This is a genomic window from Streptomyces sp. NPDC023838, assembly GCF_040639555.1.
GTDB lineage: Bacteria > Actinomycetota > Actinomycetes > Streptomycetales > Streptomycetaceae > Streptomyces.
This window is the reverse complement of the sequence record NZ_JBFAAD010000006.1, coordinates 13,074-31,319: the sequence shown is the minus strand read 5'-3', so window position 1 is coordinate 31,319 and position 18,246 is coordinate 13,074. Positions and strand designations below refer to the sequence as shown.

Genomic DNA, 18,246 nt, shown 5'->3' with positions numbered 1-18,246 from the left:
GATAGCTGCGTGGCACGGAGCCCTCCAAGGTTCTGGACCAACAAGTGCCCAGCGTCCCGGCCCCGTCAAACCCCGAGCGCATGAGACAGCCTCGAACGAGGCGTTGTGGAGTTCACGTGGCAAGTGCTCCCGGCTGCGGTGCTTTGATCTTCGACAAGTCGGATCATCACAGCTCAGGGAGCACTTCTGCGCTCCGACATCAAGATCCGGACTTGCCCGGTGAACGCGTCGGGCCAAGACCCACCCGCTTCGAGGAACGCCGACACCGTCCGCGTGAAACCGAGCGGGTCGTCGAGCCAGGGGTAGTGGCCCGAGCCCGGCTGAACGGTGAGTTCCGCCTTCGGGAAGAGGTCGGCGATCCCGGCCGCGACACGGGGCAGCGGACCGCTGTCGAGCTCCCCCGCGAGCAGCAGGACCGGCGCGTCCAGTGTCTCCATCACGGCGCGGGCGGCGGTGGGTGAGAACGCGCCGGACGACGCGTACACCTCCGCCGCCTCGGCGTTGGTCTGCTCCACGTCGGTCGCGGAGTGCGCCCGCGCCGCCGCGTCCCAGCGGCCGTAGAAGAACGGGGCGACGGCGTCCCAGTCGGCGTCGGCGTCGGATCCGGCCCAGATCCGTTCGTACGCGGCGTACGCGTCTGTGAACCACGGCTCGGCCGCGCGCAGGGCCGCCGCCTCCCGGCGGTGCTCCTCGGTGAAGTCGACACCGAGGGCACGCGCGCGGGCGGTGACCAGGGTGAGCGTGCGGACGCGCCGGGGATGCCGGGACGCGTACAGCAGGGCGAGGTCGCCGCCCGCCGAGTGCGCGAGCAGGTCGACGCGCTCCAGCCCCAGTTGGTCGCGGAGGGCTTCGACGTCCGCCACCTGCCGGTCGCAGCGGTACGTGGCCGGGTCGACGGGGACGCCCGAGGCGCCGGTCCCGCGCAGATCGAGCAGGATCAGCCGGCGCCGGGCCGCAAGGCCGCCGAGATCCCCGAGGTAGGCGGAGGCACGCATCGGCCCACCCGGCACACACAGCAGCGGCTCGCCCTCGCCGCGCACGTGGTAGGTGAGTTGGGTCCCGTCGGGAGCCGTGAACATGGGCATGACCCCATCCTCACGGCCCGGCGACGAGCACGGCAAGGCAGTTCCCTCAGTCCGCAACCGCCAGCTGCACCCGGGCGTGCCCCGGCTCGTCGATCTCGTCGAGCACGGCGAGCGCCAGGTCGGGGTGCGAGATGTGCCCCGGACCGTCGAGGACCGTGCCGACCGCCGTGCGGTACCGGCCGGTGCGCGGGCCCTCGGCGTCCAGGTCGAGCGGCGGCACCACCATCAGCCAGTCGAGCTCGGGCCCCGCCGCGCTCAGCGTCGCGAACTCGGCCACGTGCCCCTGCGAGAACACCCGGTACTGCTCCGGGAACTCCGGTGCGTCCATGACGCGTACACCCGGAGCCGTCTCCAGCGTGGTGGCGATGCCCAGCACCACGAGCCGGCCCACCCCGGCCTTCGCGAGACCGCCGGCCATGGCCTGGGCGGCGGCGACGAAATACTCCTCGGACGGCACGTCGAGGCGCACCGAGGCGTTGACGGCCGCGTCGTGACCGGCCGCGGCGGCGGCGACCGAGGCGGCGTCGGTGGCGTCGCCGCGTACGACGGTCACGGCGTCGGAGCCGAGGTCGGGGTACTTCGCGGGGTCGCGCACGACCGCCGTCACGGCGTGGCCACGTGCCACCGCCTCGGCCACCACGGCCCGGCCCACCTTGCCGCCCGCGCCGAACACGGCGATGCGCTTGGGGGAGTTGGCTGAGCCGGCGGGATTCACGGAGTGCGCGGGATTCGCGTTCGTCGTTGTCATGAGGGGAACGCTAGGACGGACACCCCTGGTTACCGCAAAGGTACTGGGCTAACGTCGGCCCCATGATCGACCGTCCCACCTCCGCGCCCCTGCCCGCCGACCTCTTCGACCGTCCCGACTGCGCCGGTGGCCTGGTGCCCTTCCGCGTCGGCGACAAGTGGACCGGTGTGGTCCTGCGCTGCCTGGAGGACGGCCCGCGCAGGTTCTCCGAACTGCGGGTGCCGCTGCACTGGATCACTCCGAAGGTGCTCACCGAGACCCTGCGCGCGATGCAGCGCGACGGCTTCCTCACCCGTACCGCGTACGACGAGAACCCGCCCCGCGTCGAGTACGAACTCACCCCGCTCGGCCGCTCGTTGATCGAGCCCCTCAACGCCACCTGCGAATGGTCCCGGACCCACTTGGGTGAGGTGACGCAGGCCCGGGAGCACTACACGAGCCGGTGACGGGGCTCACCGGGGCACCTCGCAGGGTCAGCCTCGTCGCCCCGGCGGCGGGGTTTCACTCTCCGGCGTAGAGCAGGTCCACGTTCCGCTCCGCCCAGTCGCGCATGTGCGCCAGCGGCTCGGCGGCGCTGTGGCCCAGGTCGGTGAGGGCGTACTCGACGTGCGGGGGGACGGCGGGGTAGACCGTGCGGGAGACAAGTCCGGCCTCCTCCAGACGGCGCAGGGTCTGGGTGAGGACCTTGGGGCTGACACCCTGGAGTACGCGCTGCAGCGCTCCGAACCGTACGGGACCGTCCTCCATGGCGCCTATCGCGAGCGCGCTCCACTTGTTGGCCAGGAGTTCCAGCACGTTCCGGCAGGGGCACAGGGCCGCGTAGACGTCGTGCTTGTCGTGACTGCCGGTGTCGCAGGTCCTGCTCATGGGGGTTTCCTCCGCGCGGGAGCGCGATCGAGTCGGTACGATCCAAAGTCGACACTATCCAAAAGATAGTAGGTGCCCTTGCAGGTTACTACTACCCCTCCCATAGCTTTGGCGCATCGTTCACCGCGCGGGCGCAGCCGCCCCGCCTCCGAGGAGTCACGCATGTCACACACCACCCCCACGATGCGCGCCGTCACCCAGTCCGCCTTCGGCGGCCCCGAAGTCCTCCGGGTGACCGAGCTGCCGCGCCCCGCGCCACTGCCGACGGAGGTCCTGGTGCGGGTCGTCTCCGCCGGAGTCAACCCGGTCGACGTGAAGACGCGCGACGGCCACGGCATGGCAGGCGTCCTCGGGGAGCCGCCGTTCGTCCTCGGCTGGGACGTCGCCGGCGTGGTCGAAGAGGTCGGCTTCGGTGTCCACACCCTGGAGGTGGGCGACGAGGTGTACGGCATGCCCTGGTTCCCCCGCGCGGCCGGCGGCTACGCCGAATACGTCACCGCTCCCGCCCGGCAGTTCGCCCGCAAGCCCGCCTCCCTGAACCTCGACGAGGCCGCGGCCGTCCCGCTCGCCGCGCTCACCGCCTGGCAGATCCTGGTGGACACCGCCGACGTGCGCCCCGGTCAGCGCGTGCTCATCCACGCCGCGGCGGGTGGCGTCGGCCACTTCGCCGTTCAGATCGCCAAGCACCTCGGGGCCCACGTCATCGCCACCGCCAGCGCAGGCAAGCACGCCTGGCTGCGGGAGCTCGGCGCCGACGAGGTCGTCGACTACACCGCCACCCGCTTCGAGGACGAGCTGTCCGGCGTCGACGTGGTCGTCGACCTCGTCGGTGACGAGATCGACAGCACCAGCACGCGCTCACTCACCGTGCTGCGCCCCGGAGGCCTGCTCATCGCCGTCCCCTCCGGCGTGTCGGGCGAGCTCGCCGAGAAGGCCGCGGCGGCCGGTGTGCGGGCCCGGCCGTACCTGGTGGAGCCGGACGGTGCGGCCCTGACCGCCCTGGCCGGTCTGATCGACGCCGGAGCGATCAAGGTCGAGGTGGCGGCGGTGCTGCCGCTGGAGCAGGCCGCGGAGGCCCACAAGCAGCAGGCCTCGGGCCGTACCCGGGGCAAGATCGTCCTGCGGGTGGCCGAGTGACGCCGAGGCACTGAGCGGCGGCCCGGCTCCGGGCGGGCCGCCCGGGCGGCAGCGTCAGTGCGCCCCGCCCCCGGTCGCGGCCGGGGGCGGGGCGTCCAGCGTGAACAGCCGGCCGTACCCGGTGATCGCGGCGGTGTCGCTCCGGGCGGCACGGAGCACCGCCCACAGCAGCACCTGATTGGCCGTCAGTACGGGCCGCCCCAGGGTGACTTCGAGGTTCTCCACCATCCCCACGGCCCGGAAACCGTTGCCTCCCACGACGACGGCCTCCGCCTCGTCGGGGACGTGAGCGGCCACCCAGTCGTGCAGCTCGTCCGGCCGGATGAGGGCCTGCCCGCTGGGGAGGTCGCAGGGTGCGGAGAAACGTACCTCGAATCCGGCGGCCTCGTAGTAGGCCCGGCCGAGGTCGTTGAGCGCGGTGTCGAACCACGGCGGATCGACCAGGCAGATCCGGGTGGCGCCCACGGTGTGCAGGGCCTCCACCGTCGAGGCGCACGTGGCGACCACCGGCAGACCGTGGGCGCGGCCCGTCAGACGGGCGAGCATCGCCGCCTCGCCGTCCGCGCCGATGACGTACGCGGAGCTGGTGAACGCGTAGGCGATGGCCGCCAGGGGCGCGGTGGCCAGCTCGGCCGCGGCCTCGTCGACGTACGGCGGCTCGGCGAAGGCCCGCACGGGCGCGAGCGGGATCGTGGGGTCCATGGCGCCGCCGTGGCGCATACCGCCGAAGGGTACCCGGGCGGCGTGCACGCCCACGTCGGGCGGCGCCATGGCGCGGAACTCCGACTCGGGCCCCACATCGGCGTGAGGGGTGAGCACGCCGACGCGCACCCGTACGTCCCAGCCATCAGGTCGCCACATCGCTCTCGCACCTCCACGCGGACCGCCGGTGTGCGGACTGTCTGACTCCGCTTGTCCATCGTGCGGGCTCGCGGTCGCCCGCGCGACATGCCGACGCCATCCGGGTGCGCCGACACGACCCCTGTGACCTGCGGGTCCTCCCTCTCCGGCGAGTTGAGCGGCGCGCGACCAACGCCTGTGCACCATGCCGCAGTTGACCGGTCTCTCTTGCTTCGAAAGACCTCACCATGGCTATCGTCCCGCTGTGAGGAACGGCAATCGGCGGCGAACCACCTGGTTCCACCGGAAGTCGATCCTTACCGCCCCCCGGTCCGGAAGAAGGAGAGTGTGGGTATGAGGAGTGGCGTTTCCAGGACGCTGTGCATCGTCGGCGCCGGACCGCGCGGTCTCTCGGTGCTGGAGCGACTGTGCGCCAACGAGCGGGCGCAGCCGACGCACTCCGCGGTGACCGTCCACGTGGTCGAGCCGAACGAGCCCGGTGCCGGTGCGGTGTGGCGCACCGACCAGTCCCGGCTGCTGCTGATGAACACGGTGGCGTCCCAGATCACGGTGCACACCGACGCCGGCTCGCGCATCGAGGGGCCCATCGAGCCGGGCCCCACCCTGGAGGAGTGGGCCAGGGAGCTCGCCGCGTCCGACGGGCACACCGCTCACGACGGGCACACCGCTCACGACGAGCAGACGCTCGCCGAGGCCCGCGACCTGGGGCCGAACACCTACCCCACCCGCGCCTTCTACGGCAGCTACCTCTCCGCGATGTTCCAGCAGGTGGTCCGGCGCGCCCCCGCGCACCTCACGATCGAGGTGCACCGCTCGCGCGCCGTCGCCCTCACCGACAGCCACGGCGAGGCCGACGGCGAGCAGGCCGTCGGCCTTGCCGACGGCACCTGGCTCAGCGGACTGGACGCCGTCGTCCTCGCCCAGGGCCACGTCCCGGTGCGGCCGACCGCCCACGAGGAGCGGACCGCCAGCCTCGCCCGGGTCCACGGCCTGCGCTACCTCCAGCCCGCCAACCCCGCGGACCTCGACCTGAGCGTCGTCGAGGCGGGCGAGCCGGTCCTGCTGCGCGGCCTGGGCCTCAACTTCTTCGACCACATGACCCTGCTCACCCAGGGACGCGGCGGCTCCTTCGCGCGCGTCGACGGCCGTCTGGAGTACCGGCCGTCGGGGCAGGAGCCGGTCATGTACGCCACGTCCCGGCGCGGCATCCCGTACCACGCGCGCGGCGAGAACGAGAAGGGCGCCTCGGAGCGCTACTACCCACGCCTGCTCACCCCCGAGCACGTCGAAACCCTGCGCAAACGGGCCGACGACGGCGAACGGATCGGCCTGCGCGACGAGTTGTGGCCACTGATCACCCGCGAGGTGGAGAGCGTCTACTACGGCACGTGGCTCACCGCGCACGGCCGCGACGCCGAACGCACGGGCCTGGTCGACGGCTTCTTGGCGTGCGAGAGCGCCGAGGAGCAGAGAGCGCTGCTCGACGCGGCCGAGATACCCCGGGCGGAGCGCTGGAGCTGGGAGCGGCTGTCGCGTCCGTACGCGGACCAGGAGTTCGGCGACCGGACCGCCTTCCGCGACTGGCTGCTCGCGTACCTGCGCGACGACGTGCGCGAGGCCAGGTACGGCAACCTCAGCGGCCCGCTCAAGTCCGCCCTCGACGTCCTGCGCGACCTGCGCAACGAGATCCGGCTCGCGGTCGACCACAGCGGTCTGCACGGCGACTCGCACCGCGACGAACTCGACCGCTGGTACACGCCGTTGAACGCCTTCCTCTCCATCGGCCCGCCCGCCTCCCGCATCGAGGAGATGATCGCGCTCATCGAGGCGGGCGTCCTCGAACTCACCGGCCCACGGACCGAGATCCGCATCGACACGGTCAACCCCGCGTTCGTCGCCCAGTCCCGGGCCGTGCCCGGGCGGCCGCTGCGCGCCCACGTACTGATCGAGGCGCGGCTGCCCGAGGCGGATCTGCGGCGCGCCGCCGACCCGCTGCTCCAGCACCTTGTCGCCACCGGCCAGGCGGTGAACCACCGTGTGCCCGTCGCGGGCGGCGCCGGGTACGAGACCGGCGGCCTCGCCGTCGCCGAGCGCCCCTACCGCGTCCGCGACGCCAGGGGCCGGGCGCACCCGCGCCGGTTCGCCTACGGTGTGCCCACGGAGGCCGTGCACTGGGTGACCGCGGCCGGGATCCGCCCGGGGGTGGACTCGGTGACCCTGGCCGACTCCGACGCCATCGCCCGCGCCGTGCTGGCCCTCGCGCCCCGCCCCACGGCGCCGGTCGCCGCCTTTGACCGTCTGCAAGGAGCACTGGTATGACCGGCCCCGACAGCCTGCTCGACTCCGGCCTGCTCTCGCCGGTGCGCGCCGGCACGCCCGTCGAGGAGGCCGTCGGAGACCTGGCGTGGCTCCAGGGGATGCTCGACGCCGAGGCCGCCCTCGCCCGGGCGCAGGCCCGGCTCGGCACCCTGCCGCGGCGGGTCGCCGACCTCATCGGCGCTCAGGCCCGCGCCGAGCACCTCGACCTGAGGGAGCTGGCGCTGGCCGCGCGGGAGACCGCCAACCCGGTCGTGGGCCTGGTGCGGGCGCTCAGCCGACGCGTCGCCGCCGTGGACCCGGCGGCCGCCGACTTCGTGCATCGCGGCTCCACCAGCCAGGACATCTTCGACACCGGCGCGATGCTCGTCGCCCAGCGCGCGCTGCGCCTGATGCGCGCCGACCTCGCCAGGTCCGCCGACGCCCTGGCCGCTCTCGCCCGGCGGCACCGCGACACCGCCATGGCGGGCCGCACCCTGGCCCTGCATGCCGTCCCCACCACGTTCGGGCTGAAGGCGGCGGGCTGGCGCAGACTGCTGCTCGACGCCGACGTGCGCCTGGAGCGCGTCCTGGACGGCGGGCTGCCCGTCTCCCTGGGCGGGGCGGCGGGAACGCTCGCCGGATATCTGGAGTACGCGCGGCTCGACGGCGAGGGCACACCGGACCCGGGCGAGTACGTGGCACGGCTCACCGACGCGTTCGCCCAGGAGACCGGGCTCGCCACGGCCGAACTGCCCTGGCACACCCTGCGTACGCCCATCGCGGACCTCGCGGCCGCCCTCGCCTTCACGGCCGCCGCCCTCGGCAAGATCGCGGTGGACGTGCAGTCGCTGACCCGCACCGAGGTCGGGGAGGTCGCGGAACCCGCGGTCACCGGGCGCGGCAGCTCCTCGGCCATGCCGCACAAGCGCAACCCCGTCCTGGCGACGCTGCTGCGCAGCGCGGCGCTCCAGGTGCCCGTCCTGGCCGCGGGTGTCACCCAGTGCATGCTCTCCGAGGACGAGCGGTCCGCCGGGGCCTGGCACGCCGAGTGGCAGCTGCTGCGCGAGTGCCTGCGGCTGACCGGCGGCGCCACCCACACCCTGGTCGAACTGGCCGAGGGGCTCGACGTGCGGCCGGAGCGGATGGCCGGGAACCTGGCGCTGACCGGCGGGCAGATTGTCTCCGAGCGCATCGCCGCCGTCCTGGCCCCGCGGCTCGGCAAGGCCGAGGCCAAGCAGGCGCTCACCCGGGCCTCGCACGCCGCGCAGCGCTCCGGCCGCCCGCTCGCAGACGTGCTCGCCGAGTCCGCGGAACTGCGCGGCCACTTCACCGCCGGGGAGCTGGCCGAGCTGTGCGACCCGGCCCGGTACACCGGCGGGGCGGCGGCCCTGGTCGACCGGGCGCTGCGCGAACCGCGCTGAGCGCGCGGGCCGCCGTCTCGTCCCGGGGCACCCGCATGTTTCGTGATACCCCGATCGGACCTGCCGTCTGCGTGGCTGACGCCCCATCAGCTTGGAAGGTGCTGCCCTGTGTCGGGGGGGCACGCGACGACAGGAGATTCATGCGTACCGCACTGCTGCGCAACGGAGCCAGGGCGGCGGCCGCCGCCCTCGCCCTCGCCACCGCTTTCGGAGGCGTGGCCACCGCCGCCGCCCCGGGCCACGGCGACCGCGGGGAGCACGGCCGCCAGGCCGTACCGATCGAGATCGGCGCCTTTGGCATCCACGCCCCGGACAAGGCGGCGGCCGGACTGGTCGCCTTCCACGTCAGGACCAACGACGCGAAGGGCCGCTTCGTCCAGGCGTTCCGCCCGCACAAGGGCGTCACGGTCAAGAAGGTGATCGCCGACCTCACCAAGGCCGTCAGCAGGACCCCGGCCGGCGCCCAGGGCATCTCGGCGGCCCGCGACGACGCGGAGTGGTTCGGCGGCGCCCAAGTCACCCCGGCCGTCTCGGAGACCTTCACCACGCGGATCACCCCGGGCCAGGTCGTCCTCATCGACTTCGGCGCCTTCCTGGAGGACCAGAAGCACCCGGTCCTGCGCACCCTCACGCTGCACGGCGCGTACAGCGGGCACGAGGCGAAGTCCGACGACCTCGCGGACTTCCCGGACGGCATCGTGATCACGCGCGAGACCCCGGGCGGCCCCCGCTTCGACGTCCACGGCGTACGCAAGGCCAAGGACAGCATCCTGGTCCACAACGCGTCGGACGAGCTCCACGAGATGCAGGTCCAGCCCGTCAAGCCGCACACCAGGGACGCCGAGATCCAGTCGTTCTTCAACGGCCCCATGAACGGCCCGCCGCCGTTCGTCACCGGGCCCGCCCTGGGCCTCGGCCTGATCTCTCCCGGACGCACCACGCTCCTGGAGAACCACGGCATGCCCGCGGGTACGTACGCGCTGCTCTGCTTCGTACCGGACGACAAGACCGGGCGTCCGCACGTCGCCGAGGGCATGCACAAGGTCCTCCGGCTGACCTGAGCCCAACTCCCGGCGCCCGGACGGCGGTTCACCGACCGTCGTCCGGCGCCGGGCGCCGGCTCGGGCACGTGACCAAGTGCGGCGGAAAGACGGCGAAGTGATCTTCGTTCGCGGGGGACTGTGGCAGGGTGTCGGAGGTTGCGCACACCACACGTGAACGAGATGGAGAGACGGTCATGACCACCGTGCTCGGAACTTCCCTGGACCTCCCCACGCAGGACGGCACCGCCGACGCCTATCTGGTCCACCCCGACGACAACAGCCCGCACCCCGGGGTCCTTCTCTACATGGACGCCTTCGGCCTCCGCCCCCATCTGCGAGCGATGGCCGACCGCATAGCCGCGGCCGGTTACACCGTCCTCGTGCCCAACGTCTTCTACCGCAATGGGCGGGCGCCGATCATGGAGCTGCCCGACTTCATCGACCCGTCCCAGCGCCCGGACATCTTCGAGACGCTCGGCCCGCTCATCTTCGCCCTCACCCCCGAGCTGGTGGTGCGCGACGCGGAGGCCTACCTCGGCTGGCTGGCCGACTCCCCGCTGGTCACGGACGGGCCGGTGGGCGTCACCGGCTATTGCATGGGCGCGGGCCTCGCCCTGCGTACCGCGGGAACCTTCCCCCAGCGGGTCGCGGCAGCGGCGGGCTTCCACGGCGGCCGGATGGCGACCGACGCCCCCGACAGCCCCCACCTGCTCGCCGAGAACATCACCGCGGAGCTGTACTTCGGCCACGCCGACCAGGACCCGGGCATGCCCGCCGAGCAGATCGAGCGCCTGAACAAGGCCCTCACGGCGGCCGGGGTCCGCCACGAGGCCGAGGTCTACGCGGGCGCCCAGCACGGCTTCACCCAGGCCGACACCGCCGCCTACCACGCCGACGCGGACGCCCGTCACTGGGAGGCCGTGCTGTCCTTGCTGAACCGCACGCTCTGAGGTGTGCGCGCGTACGCACACGTAGACAGCACAGGTAGACAAAGGAAGAGGCCCGCATCCCAGGGGATGCGGGCCTCTTCGTACAGTAGCGGGGACAGGATTTGAACCTGCGACCTCTGGGTTATGAGCCCAGCGAGCTACCGAGCTGCTCCACCCCGCGTCGGTGAACCCAACTGTACGGCACTTCGCGCGCCCCCATGACCAGTCGCCCCCGCCACCCCACCCACGCCGGTTCTTGAGGGAGCCGGCGGGGCGGCCACCGGAACGACCGCCCGGTGGCCGCCCGTGCGGGGCTCAGCCCGCGTACAGCTGTGACGCCGGGACCACCTGCTGGTCCTGGCCCGGACTGGACCACAGCAGTTTCATGTGGGCCTCGCCGGTCTGCTCCGCGTAGTCGATCCTGATCGTGTGACGCCTGCCCGCGGTGAGGGCGACCTCGCCCTTGTCGACGCGCGGCCCGTGCGGCGACCAGGAGTCGATCACCAGCTTGCCGTCGATCCAGACGCGCGCCATGTCGTCCGAGACGGTCGTGAGCGTGTACGTCTCGGAGCGGCGCGGTTCGATCGTTCCGGTCCACCGGATGCTGAACCGGTCCGCCGGGACCGACTGGTCGGGCGAACCGGCGAACCTCCAGGCGTGGTTCACGGTGGGATCGGTGCGGGTGACCTTCGGGGCGCCGCCGAGATCGCCGTTGTCGAAGATCTCCTCCTTGAGGCCGTGGCCGGTCCCGGCGGGGGAGGTGGGGCCGGGGTCCACGGTCAGCTCGATGACCGTCGCGATGCCGTTGGTCGCGGCGCCCGACGGCCTGACGTCGAACCCGTCACCGGCCTTGGTGACCCGCACCCGCTGCCCGCTGCCCAGCACCCGCGCCGCCTTCACGTCGAAGGCCGTACGCGCCTTCAGATGCAGGGCCGCGCCGCCGGACGGCCACTGGGTGACCGCCGCGTACAGCTTGTCGCCCTTGCGGCTGACCGACCCCCAGGCCGGCTCGTCGACCAGGCCGCCGTAGCGGGCGCCGTGGACGGCCTCGCCCTGACCGGAGGCGCGCAGCCAGTCGCCCATCTGCCGCAGGCGGTCGACGGAGGGCTGCGGGATGCGGCCGTGTGCGTCGGGGCCGACGTTCAGGAGGTAGTTGCCACTGCGGGAGGTGGTGGCGAGGAGGTTGCGCACCAGCGTCGTACTGGACTTCCAGTTCTGGTCGTAACGGGCGTACCCCCAGTGGTCGTTGAGCGTCATGCAGGACTCCCAGAGCTGGCCGTCGACGGGCGCGGCCGGGATCTCCTGCTCGGGGGTGCCGTAGTCACCGTCGACGACGCGGCGCTTGCCGACCCGGTTGTTGACGACGAGGTCCGGGCTCAGGCCGTGCAGATAGGACTGCAGACGTTCGCCGTCCCGCTCGGTCCACGGGTTGTGGGGGTTCTCGGTCGACCACTCGCCGTCGAACCACAGCAGATCGGGGTGGTAGCCGTCGACGAGCTCCTTGAGCTGCGCGTACATGCGCTGCTCGTACTGGGGGAAGGTCGCGGGGTCGGCGAAGTCCGGGTCGTGCCAGTCCCAGATCGAGTAGTAGAAACCGAGCTTGATACCGGCCTCGGTGGTGGCTTGCTTGAGCTCCGCGAGGATGTCGCGGTTCTTGTCGAAGGCCGAATGGTCGCGCAGGTTCCAGGAGTTGACCTTGGTGGGCCACATGGCGTAGCCCTCGTGGTGCTTGGACGTGATCACTATGTAGCGCATTCCGGCGTCCTTGGCCGCCTTGACGACGGCCCTGGCGTCGAAGTCGGCGGGGTTGAAGGTCGCGGCCTGTTTCTCGTACGCGTCCATGGGGATGCCGCACTCCCGCTTGATCCACTCGGCGTTGCGGCAGACGGTGCCGTCGGGGCGGCGGTACTCGCCCTCCCAGTTCGAGTACGACCCGAAGTGGATGAACATGCCGAAGCGGTCCTGGCGGAACCAGTTGGTGCGGGCGGAGGCGAACGGGTCGTCGGTGGCGTAGTCCGTGCCGGGGCCCGCGGCCCGGGCGGGGGCGCCCGCGATGGCGGGCGGATCCGCCGCGCCGGAGGCGGCGGCGGGAGCGACCGAGGCTCCCAGGGCGGAGACGAGGAACACGGCGAGCCCGGCGACTGTGCGCCCGGTGCGACGGAGCAAGGCGCGACGGAGCGGGGTGCGACGGAGCGACGTGTGCATGGGGCGACTCCCTGGTGTGAGGGTTCGCCCGGGAACGTAGAGACGAATACATCGGATGTCAATGCGTGGAGCGCTCCCGGAGTAGCGTCAACTCGCCTCCAGGCCTCGCCCAATTGGCGGCAAGTGGTCCGATGACTAGGGGTTTGATTGACTGAGCGCATGAGTGATGATCTCTTCGTCAAGATCTGCGGTCTGCGGACCGGGCACGATGTGGACGCGGCCGTGGAGGCCGGGGCCGACGCGGTGGGTTTTGTCTTCGCGGCGAGCCCGCGCACGGTGGACACCGAAACCGCCCGGCGGCTGGCCGGGCGGGTGCCGCACCACGTCCTCACGGTCGGCGTCTTCCGGGGCCAGTCGGTGGACGAGGTCCGGCGGCTGACGGAGGAGAGCGGCGTCCGTGCCATCCAGCTCCACGGCGGCGAGGGACCCGAGTACTACCAGGCCCTGCGCGCGCCGGGCCGCACTCTGATCCGGGCCACCGCCGCCACCGAGGTCCAGGCCCGCTGCGGAGAGCTGGACGAGGACATGCTGCTGCTGGACGCCCCCGACCCGGGCTCGGGCAAGCCGTGGAACTGGGCCTCGCCTGCTTTCACCGCCCCCGTGGGCCGCTGGCTGCTCGCGGGAGGTCTGCACCCGGGCAACGTCCGGCAGGCGGTCGAGGCCACCGGCGCGTGGGGTGTTGACGTCTCCAGTGGTGTGGAGGTCGAACGCGGAGTGAAGTCGGATCGGCTGATCCGCGCGTTCGTGGCGGCGGCGCGGGGCCGGTCCGCCTGATCGGCGCTACTGGCCTTGAGGGAACCCTGCGGCCCGTCCGGATGCGGAGTGGCGGGGGAAGGGGTGATCCTGAGGTGCGGGGGCCTGTTCTAGGAGGACGAGACATGTCCGTGATGGACAAGCTGAAGCAAATGCTCAAGGGCCACGAGGACCAGACGGGCAAGGGCGTCGACAAGGCCGGTGACTTCGTCGACGAGAGGACCCAGAGCAAGTACAGCAGCCAGGTCGACACGGCCCAGGACAAGCTCAAGGACCAGCTGGGACGGGACCAGGACCAACCGCCGATGGCGTGAACCCCTCAGCGTACGGGCGTCGGCCCCGGCACTGCCGGGGCCGACGGCCCGCGCTCACGCTCCCACGACCGCCGCCTGGCGGCACACGGGGCAGCGGTCCTTGCCGTCCCACCGGCCCCACCCGAAGGCCGCGGGCGAGAGGGGCTGGCCTTCCAACTCCTCGCGCACGGCGACCCGGTAGGCCCACACCGCCGCGATGTAGGGGTGGTACGCGTCGTGGAAGACGGGTGACGAGGGCCCCGCGCCGGTCGCGACCGCCTTGCGCAGCGCGCGCAGGTGCTCGAACATGCCCTGCCCGGCGCCGGCGACCTTCGTGCTGGCCTCGATGAACAGCCGCTCGCGCACCTCCTGGATCCCGCTCTCGCGGACGGCCGCGCGGGTGGCCGCGTCCAAGTCGGGCTGCTCGCCGGGCGATTGCGCGAGATGCCGCAGCCGCGCGAAGCACGCCTCGGCCGCGGTGATGAACTCCAGATACACCGCACGCCGCCGCGCCCCGACCCCGCGCTCGTCCTCACGGCGATGGCGCAGGAAGTCGGCCAGCACCGTGCCGGAAATCGCGATCGACCCACCGCTGAGCGTCGCGACCAGCGTGCCCCAGTCCACCTCTGCCTCCCGCGGCGATCATGCCGTCCGGTCTGGAATCTACGCGGGGCCGCCCGCGAAGAACAGGGCGGGCACACCCCCCGGGTGCCCGCCTGCCCACCTGCCCCGGGGAAGCCTCACCCCGGCTTCCCGGCGGCGTCCAACCGCTCCGCGAGCGCGATGAGCTCCGGCAGCCGCAGCACCTGATCGCCGAACCCCGGCAGGGGAACGTGGAGGGGACCGGTCCAGCGGGCCGGGATCGCGTCCAGCCCGTAGAGGCAGCCGGCGAGTGCGCCGGTGACCGCGGCGACGGTGTCGGTGTCGCCGCCGCAGTCGACCGCCGCGCGGACCGCTTCCTCGTAACCGCTGGTGGCACGCAGGGCCCAGACGGCCGTGCCGAGACAGGGCCAGACGGCGCCGTTGAACTCGGTGGCCCGGTCGGGGTGCCAGTCGGGGGCGAGGACCGTGGCGTACCGGCGGCGGTGTTCGGGGTGGACGAGGTCCAGGACGTCGGGGAGCGCCGCCAGTGGGTCGACTCCCTCGAGGACGAGGCGGATCAGTTCGTGGAAGAGCGCCGTGCCCTCCCAGGCCGCACGGTCGCCGTGGGTGAGGGCGGCGATGCGGCGCGCGGCGTCCATGGTGGCCGCCCGGCCGGCGCGGGCGAAGTGGACGGCGGACGTCGACGCCCGCATCAAGGAGCCGTTGCCCGCGGCGCGTTGGCTGACCTGGAAGTGGACGGCGGAGGCCAGGTCCCAGGGCATGCCGTTGGTCAGGACGTCCTCGGTCTGCAGCCCGATGTCCTTGGGTTCGGCCGCCGCCCACCGCTGGAAGCGGGCGAACACGTCCGGCAGGTCGAGTCCCTCGCGCTCCAGCAGCGACTGCGCGACCAGCACCGCCATCTGCGTGTCGTCCGTGGCCTCACCGGGATCCCAGCCGCCGCCCCCGGCCATCTCGCCACCCGCGCCGGGCACGGGGAACCGGGCCCCGAACGTGCCCGGCAGACTGAACTCGAACGGGCCGCCCAGCGCGTCACCCACCGCCGCGCCGACGATTGTCCCCGCGGTCCGCTGTATGCGTTTCACTTCCGCAGGCTAGCCGCAGGGGAAGCGCCCACGCGCCGCCGGGTCCCCCGACCCGTTCACGCCCCGGTGGCCGCCTGGTACTGGTCTGCCGTGAGCAGGTCGTCCGTCGGCTCGCCCTGGGCCGGGGTCAGTTTGAAGAGCCAGACGCCGTACGGGTCGGTGTTGACCGATTGCGGGGTGGCGACGGCGTCCGCGTTGGTGGCGACGATCTCACCGGCGAGCGGCGCGTAGATGTCGTTCGCCGCCTTCACCGACTCGACCGTGCCGACGGCCTCCTTGCGGGACACCGTCCTTCCCGCGTCGGGCAGTTCCAGGAACTCGATGTCGCCCAGGGCCTGTCGCGCGTAGTCGGTGAGGCCCACCGCGAGCACGCCGTCCCCCTCGTCTCGGACCCACTGGTGGAACAGGGTGTAACGCAGGTCGGCGGGAATGTTCGACATGCTCGGGCTCCATTCGGCACACGCGGCACACGGGCGTACCGTCCACGGCGGACGATCACTGGAGAAGCTTGCCCGCCCGGCGGCCGGTGGGAGACGGTTTTGAGACACCGCTGGGCGGCGCCCCGGCGTGGGGTGTGTTGGCCCAGGGCCCCAGGCCCCACGCGGTGGTGTCCGGCGCGGAGGGGAACGCCGTGCCGGACACCGACCCGTCACGCGCGCTGTGCTCAGCAGGCCCCGAGGTCCTGCCAGACGCCCCACTGGCCGGTGGTGCCGGGCTCCTCGCCCTGCGTCCACCACTTGGCCTTCCAGTTGTGGCCCTTGTGCGACACCTGCATCCCGCCGGTGTAGACGGACGTGGCGTTCCACGGGGTGGCGGTGCACTGGTGGCCGCTGCCGCCGGTGATGGTCAGGGTGTACGTGGCCGAGTGACTGGCAGAGGCGTTGGAGCCGGTCACGGTGAGGGTGTACGTGCCCGAGACGGCCGCCGACGTCGTCGACACCGTCAGCGTGGACGAGCCGCCCGCCGTCACCGAGGTGGGGCTGAGAGAAGCCGTCACGCCGGCCGGGGCGCCGCTGACACCGAGGTTCACGGACTGCGCCTGGCCCGCCGTGACCGCCGTCTTCACCGTGGTGGTGGCCGAACTGCCCGCCGCCACCGAGCCGGTGGCGGGCGTGGCCGTCACCGAGAAGTCGTTGGCGGGAGTGGTGGTACCCGAGGTGAACGGCTCGAAGGTGTGGCTGAAGTCCCAGGTGTTCTGCTGGATGCCGGAGCAGTTGTCCGCCGCCGCACCGCCCGGGCAGCTGCCGTTGTCGCGCTGGAGCGCCCAGAACGAGAGGGTGTTGATGCCCTTGGAGACCGCCCAGTTGTAGACCTGGGTGGCGTTGGCCAGGCTGAACGTCTCGGCGGGCCCGAAGTCGTCGACGCCCGGCATCTCAGTGACCCCGATCATGCCCCACAGCTGGGCAGGGGACTTGCCCGGGTACAGCTGGGCGAGCTGGTTGTACAGCCCCTGGGCCGCCGTCTGGGTGTCGTCGGCCATGTTGTGGGCGGCGTTGTCGTAGTAGTCGAACGTCATGATGTTGGCGACGTCGACGCGCGCCCCGTTGCTCACCGCGTTGCGCAGCACGGCGAGTCCGCTGGAGGCGAGACCGGAGGTGGTGGTGGGGAGGGTGTACGAGATCTCGACCTTGCGGCCGTTGGCCGCGGCCCACTCCTGGACCTGCTTGATCGCCTTGTTGCGCCGGTCGATCCCCGCGCTGTTGTCCAGCGAGTCGACCTCGATGTCCATGTCGAGCCGGGAGAGGTCGTACGTCGTGATGACGTTCTCGTACGCGGCGGCGATCTGGCCGACGTCGGTGCAGCTGTCGGCGATCTCGGTGCCGGTGGTGTCCGCGGTGTAGCCGCCGAAGGAGGGGATGACGTCCCCGCCGCGCGACTGGATGGTCTTGATGTCGCTGCCGAACGTGGACGAGGCGATCGGCATGCCGCTGTTGCCGTTCCAGTACGGCGTGCAGGAGCCCTTGGACGCCGTCTGGATGAACGCCATCGTCAGGTGCTTCGCACCGGACTGCGCGGCCAGCGCGGCGGGGCTCTCGCCGGTCCAGGCCTCGAAGTAGGGGGCGAAGACATGGGCCGGCAGGGGGGTAGCCGCCTGGGCGGAGCCGCCGCCGAGCACGGCGAGACCCGCCGTGGCCACGGCGGTGACGGTCGCGGTGAGCACCGCGCGGAGGGTACGCATGCGTCTCATGTCCGTCCAAGGTGTGAGGGGGTGTCCGCCAATTCCCGCGGGGCGCGGCGGTGTTGGGTATGGGATATCGCCGTGATCAGAGACATGTCAATGGACTGGACCAAAACAGGACTAGACCAATTTCGGCGGAGGGGCGGCTGCGGACGGCTGCGGCGTTGGTCACCCGGGATGCGGCGCACTGGACCACTGGCCGGGGAAATGTCAGGGGGCGGAGGCGGCCCGGGCCCGGCGCCGCACCCCCGGGGGGCGTCACCCGTACGCCCCACACCGTTCGCCACCCCCCACCGCCGTGGGTACGTTCGGACCGTCGATCATTCACCCCCACCCGCCGCCCAAGGAGAAGCGCTCATGGCCGGTCTCGTACGGAAGAGTTTCGAAGCGCCCGAGGAGGTCCGTCCGTTCGAGGACGGCAAGGGGCGCCTGGAACTGGTCAACGTCGGCGGGGGGCAGGTGGGCAGGGCGACCTTCGAACCGGGCTGGCGATGGTCCGACCACGTCAAGCCGATCGCCCAGACCGACAGTTGTCTGGTCGCCCACGCGGGCTATGTCGTCGCCGGACGCATGAAGATCGTTATGAACGACGGCCAGGAAGAGGACTTCGGCGCCGGCGACTACATGAACGTCGCCCCCGGGCACGACGCGTGGGTCCTCGGCGACGACCCGTGCGTGGTCGTCGACTGGATGGGGTTCACGGACTACGCGAAGCGGTAGCCGGCCCCTACGTACCTGCGCG

18 protein-coding genes and 1 tRNA gene are annotated in these 18,246 nt (G+C 72.1%); 9 read left to right on the top strand and 10 right to left on the bottom strand.

Annotated elements, in window-relative coordinates; all coding sequences use genetic code 11:
- Positions 1-173: 173 nt before the first annotated feature.
- Both AB0G17_RS09570 and AB0G17_RS09565 read right to left on the bottom strand, forming a co-directional pair.
- Positions 174-1,085 carry an alpha/beta hydrolase gene (locus AB0G17_RS09570; RefSeq protein ID WP_361378191.1) on the bottom strand — a complete coding sequence of 304 codons (912 nt, stop codon included), beginning with the start codon at positions 1,083-1,085 and terminating at the stop codon, positions 174-176.
- Positions 1,086-1,131: 46 nt separating this feature from the next.
- On the bottom strand, positions 1,132-1,833 hold the full coding sequence (locus AB0G17_RS09565; protein WP_361378188.1) for an NAD(P)H-binding protein: 702 nt from the start codon (positions 1,831-1,833) through the stop codon (positions 1,132-1,134).
- A gap of 62 nt (positions 1,834-1,895) precedes the next feature.
- Between AB0G17_RS09565 and AB0G17_RS09560 the strand changes: the two genes are divergently transcribed.
- Entirely contained in the window at positions 1,896-2,279 is a 384-nt protein-coding gene (locus AB0G17_RS09560; RefSeq protein ID WP_361378185.1) for a helix-turn-helix domain-containing protein, read from the top strand.
- A 55-nt stretch (positions 2,280-2,334) separates the two neighbouring features.
- Here the strand turns inward: AB0G17_RS09560 and AB0G17_RS09555 are convergent, their stop codons facing one another.
- Positions 2,335-2,700 (bottom strand): helix-turn-helix domain-containing protein, encoded by a 366-nt coding sequence (locus tag AB0G17_RS09555; RefSeq protein WP_361378182.1) that lies wholly within the window; start codon positions 2,698-2,700, stop codon positions 2,335-2,337.
- A 162-nt stretch (positions 2,701-2,862) separates the two neighbouring features.
- On the opposite strand from AB0G17_RS09555, the gene AB0G17_RS09550 reads away from it, so the two are divergent.
- Positions 2,863-3,837, top strand: coding sequence for an NADP-dependent oxidoreductase (locus AB0G17_RS09550; RefSeq protein ID WP_361378179.1), 975 nt, complete (start codon positions 2,863-2,865; stop codon positions 3,835-3,837).
- A gap of 54 nt (positions 3,838-3,891) precedes the next feature.
- Here AB0G17_RS09550 and AB0G17_RS09545 read toward each other — a convergent pair whose 3' ends face one another.
- On the bottom strand, positions 3,892-4,698 hold the full coding sequence (locus AB0G17_RS09545) for a maleate cis-trans isomerase (protein WP_361378176.1): 807 nt from the start codon (positions 4,696-4,698) through the stop codon (positions 3,892-3,894).
- Positions 4,699-5,031: 333 nt separating this feature from the next.
- On the opposite strand from AB0G17_RS09545, the gene AB0G17_RS09540 reads away from it, so the two are divergent.
- From AB0G17_RS09540 to AB0G17_RS09525, 4 genes are all read left to right on the top strand, one after another.
- A complete protein-coding gene (locus AB0G17_RS09540; RefSeq protein WP_361378173.1) occupies positions 5,032-7,017 on the top strand; it encodes an FAD/NAD(P)-binding protein in 1,986 nt (661 codons plus the stop codon).
- Entirely contained in the window at positions 7,014-8,417 is a 1,404-nt protein-coding gene (gene pcaB, locus AB0G17_RS09535) for a 3-carboxy-cis,cis-muconate cycloisomerase (protein WP_361378170.1), read from the top strand. Before AB0G17_RS09540 ends, pcaB begins: the two co-directional genes overlap by 4 nt.
- A gap of 140 nt (positions 8,418-8,557) precedes the next feature.
- A complete protein-coding gene (locus tag AB0G17_RS09530) occupies positions 8,558-9,478 on the top strand; it encodes a hypothetical protein (protein WP_361378167.1) in 921 nt (306 codons plus the stop codon).
- A gap of 176 nt (positions 9,479-9,654) precedes the next feature.
- Complete coding sequence (locus tag AB0G17_RS09525; RefSeq protein WP_361378164.1) at positions 9,655-10,410, top strand: dienelactone hydrolase family protein; 756 nt, start codon at positions 9,655-9,657, stop codon at positions 10,408-10,410.
- Positions 10,411-10,496: 86 nt separating this feature from the next.
- On the opposite strand, the gene AB0G17_RS09520 is transcribed toward AB0G17_RS09525, so the two are convergent.
- Both AB0G17_RS09520 and AB0G17_RS09515 read right to left on the bottom strand, forming a co-directional pair.
- A tRNA-Met gene (locus tag AB0G17_RS09520) sits at positions 10,497-10,570 on the bottom strand.
- Between the two features lie 134 nt (positions 10,571-10,704).
- Entirely contained in the window at positions 10,705-12,594 is a 1,890-nt protein-coding gene (locus AB0G17_RS09515) for an alpha-L-fucosidase (RefSeq protein WP_361378161.1), read from the bottom strand.
- Between the two features lie 159 nt (positions 12,595-12,753).
- Here AB0G17_RS09515 and AB0G17_RS09510 point away from each other — a divergent pair, with 159 nt between their 5' ends.
- Positions 12,754-13,368, top strand: coding sequence for a phosphoribosylanthranilate isomerase (locus tag AB0G17_RS09510; RefSeq protein ID WP_361378158.1), 615 nt, complete (start codon positions 12,754-12,756; stop codon positions 13,366-13,368).
- Positions 13,369-13,472: 104 nt separating this feature from the next.
- On the top strand, positions 13,473-13,661 hold the full coding sequence (locus AB0G17_RS09505; protein ID WP_361378155.1) for an antitoxin: 189 nt from the start codon (positions 13,473-13,475) through the stop codon (positions 13,659-13,661).
- A gap of 54 nt (positions 13,662-13,715) precedes the next feature.
- Here AB0G17_RS09505 and AB0G17_RS09500 read toward each other — a convergent pair whose 3' ends face one another.
- From AB0G17_RS09500 to AB0G17_RS09485, 4 genes are all read right to left on the bottom strand, one after another.
- A complete protein-coding gene (locus AB0G17_RS09500) occupies positions 13,716-14,264 on the bottom strand; it encodes a CchlQ (protein WP_361378152.1) in 549 nt (182 codons plus the stop codon).
- 116 nt (positions 14,265-14,380) lie between these two features.
- Positions 14,381-15,325, bottom strand: coding sequence for an ADP-ribosylglycohydrolase family protein (locus AB0G17_RS09495; protein ID WP_361378149.1), 945 nt, complete (start codon positions 15,323-15,325; stop codon positions 14,381-14,383).
- Positions 15,326-15,381: 56 nt separating this feature from the next.
- A complete protein-coding gene (gene gcvH / locus AB0G17_RS09490; protein ID WP_361378146.1) occupies positions 15,382-15,765 on the bottom strand; it encodes a glycine cleavage system protein GcvH in 384 nt (127 codons plus the stop codon).
- Between the two features lie 224 nt (positions 15,766-15,989).
- The gene (locus AB0G17_RS09485; protein WP_361378143.1) at positions 15,990-17,513 is read right to left on the bottom strand and encodes a chitinase; all 1,524 of its coding nucleotides are present in this window, start codon (positions 17,511-17,513) and stop codon (positions 15,990-15,992) included.
- A gap of 348 nt (positions 17,514-17,861) precedes the next feature.
- On the opposite strand from AB0G17_RS09485, the gene AB0G17_RS09480 reads away from it, so the two are divergent.
- Positions 17,862-18,224: a cupin domain-containing protein gene (locus tag AB0G17_RS09480; RefSeq protein WP_361378140.1), complete on the top strand. Its 363-nt coding sequence runs from the start codon at positions 17,862-17,864 to the stop codon at positions 18,222-18,224.
- The last annotated feature ends 22 nt before the right edge of the window (positions 18,225-18,246 follow it).

Coding starts and splice junctions, on each gene's coding strand:
- AB0G17_RS09570 (WP_361378191.1), bottom strand. CDS start 1,085: ATGCCCATGTTCACGGCTCCCGACGGGACCCAACTCACCTACCACGTG.
- AB0G17_RS09565 (WP_361378188.1), bottom strand. CDS start 1,833: ATGACAACGACGAACGCGAATCCCGCGCACTCCGTGAATCCCGCCGGC.
- AB0G17_RS09560 (WP_361378185.1), top strand. CDS start 1,896: ATGATCGACCGTCCCACCTCCGCGCCCCTGCCCGCCGACCTCTTCGAC.
- AB0G17_RS09555 (WP_361378182.1), bottom strand. CDS start 2,700: ATGAGCAGGACCTGCGACACCGGCAGTCACGACAAGCACGACGTCTAC.
- AB0G17_RS09550 (WP_361378179.1), top strand. CDS start 2,863: ATGTCACACACCACCCCCACGATGCGCGCCGTCACCCAGTCCGCCTTC.
- AB0G17_RS09545 (WP_361378176.1), bottom strand. CDS start 4,698: ATGTGGCGACCTGATGGCTGGGACGTACGGGTGCGCGTCGGCGTGCTC.
- AB0G17_RS09540 (WP_361378173.1), top strand. CDS start 5,032: ATGAGGAGTGGCGTTTCCAGGACGCTGTGCATCGTCGGCGCCGGACCG.
- pcaB (WP_361378170.1), top strand. CDS start 7,014: ATGACCGGCCCCGACAGCCTGCTCGACTCCGGCCTGCTCTCGCCGGTG.
- AB0G17_RS09530 (WP_361378167.1), top strand. CDS start 8,558: ATGCGTACCGCACTGCTGCGCAACGGAGCCAGGGCGGCGGCCGCCGCC.
- AB0G17_RS09525 (WP_361378164.1), top strand. CDS start 9,655: ATGACCACCGTGCTCGGAACTTCCCTGGACCTCCCCACGCAGGACGGC.
- AB0G17_RS09515 (WP_361378161.1), bottom strand. CDS start 12,594: ATGCACACGTCGCTCCGTCGCACCCCGCTCCGTCGCGCCTTGCTCCGT.
- AB0G17_RS09510 (WP_361378158.1), top strand. CDS start 12,754: ATGAGTGATGATCTCTTCGTCAAGATCTGCGGTCTGCGGACCGGGCAC.
- AB0G17_RS09505 (WP_361378155.1), top strand. CDS start 13,473: ATGTCCGTGATGGACAAGCTGAAGCAAATGCTCAAGGGCCACGAGGAC.
- gcvH (WP_361378146.1), bottom strand. CDS start 15,765: ATGTCGAACATTCCCGCCGACCTGCGTTACACCCTGTTCCACCAGTGG.
- AB0G17_RS09485 (WP_361378143.1), bottom strand. CDS start 17,513: ATGAGACGCATGCGTACCCTCCGCGCGGTGCTCACCGCGACCGTCACC.
- AB0G17_RS09480 (WP_361378140.1), top strand. CDS start 17,862: ATGGCCGGTCTCGTACGGAAGAGTTTCGAAGCGCCCGAGGAGGTCCGT.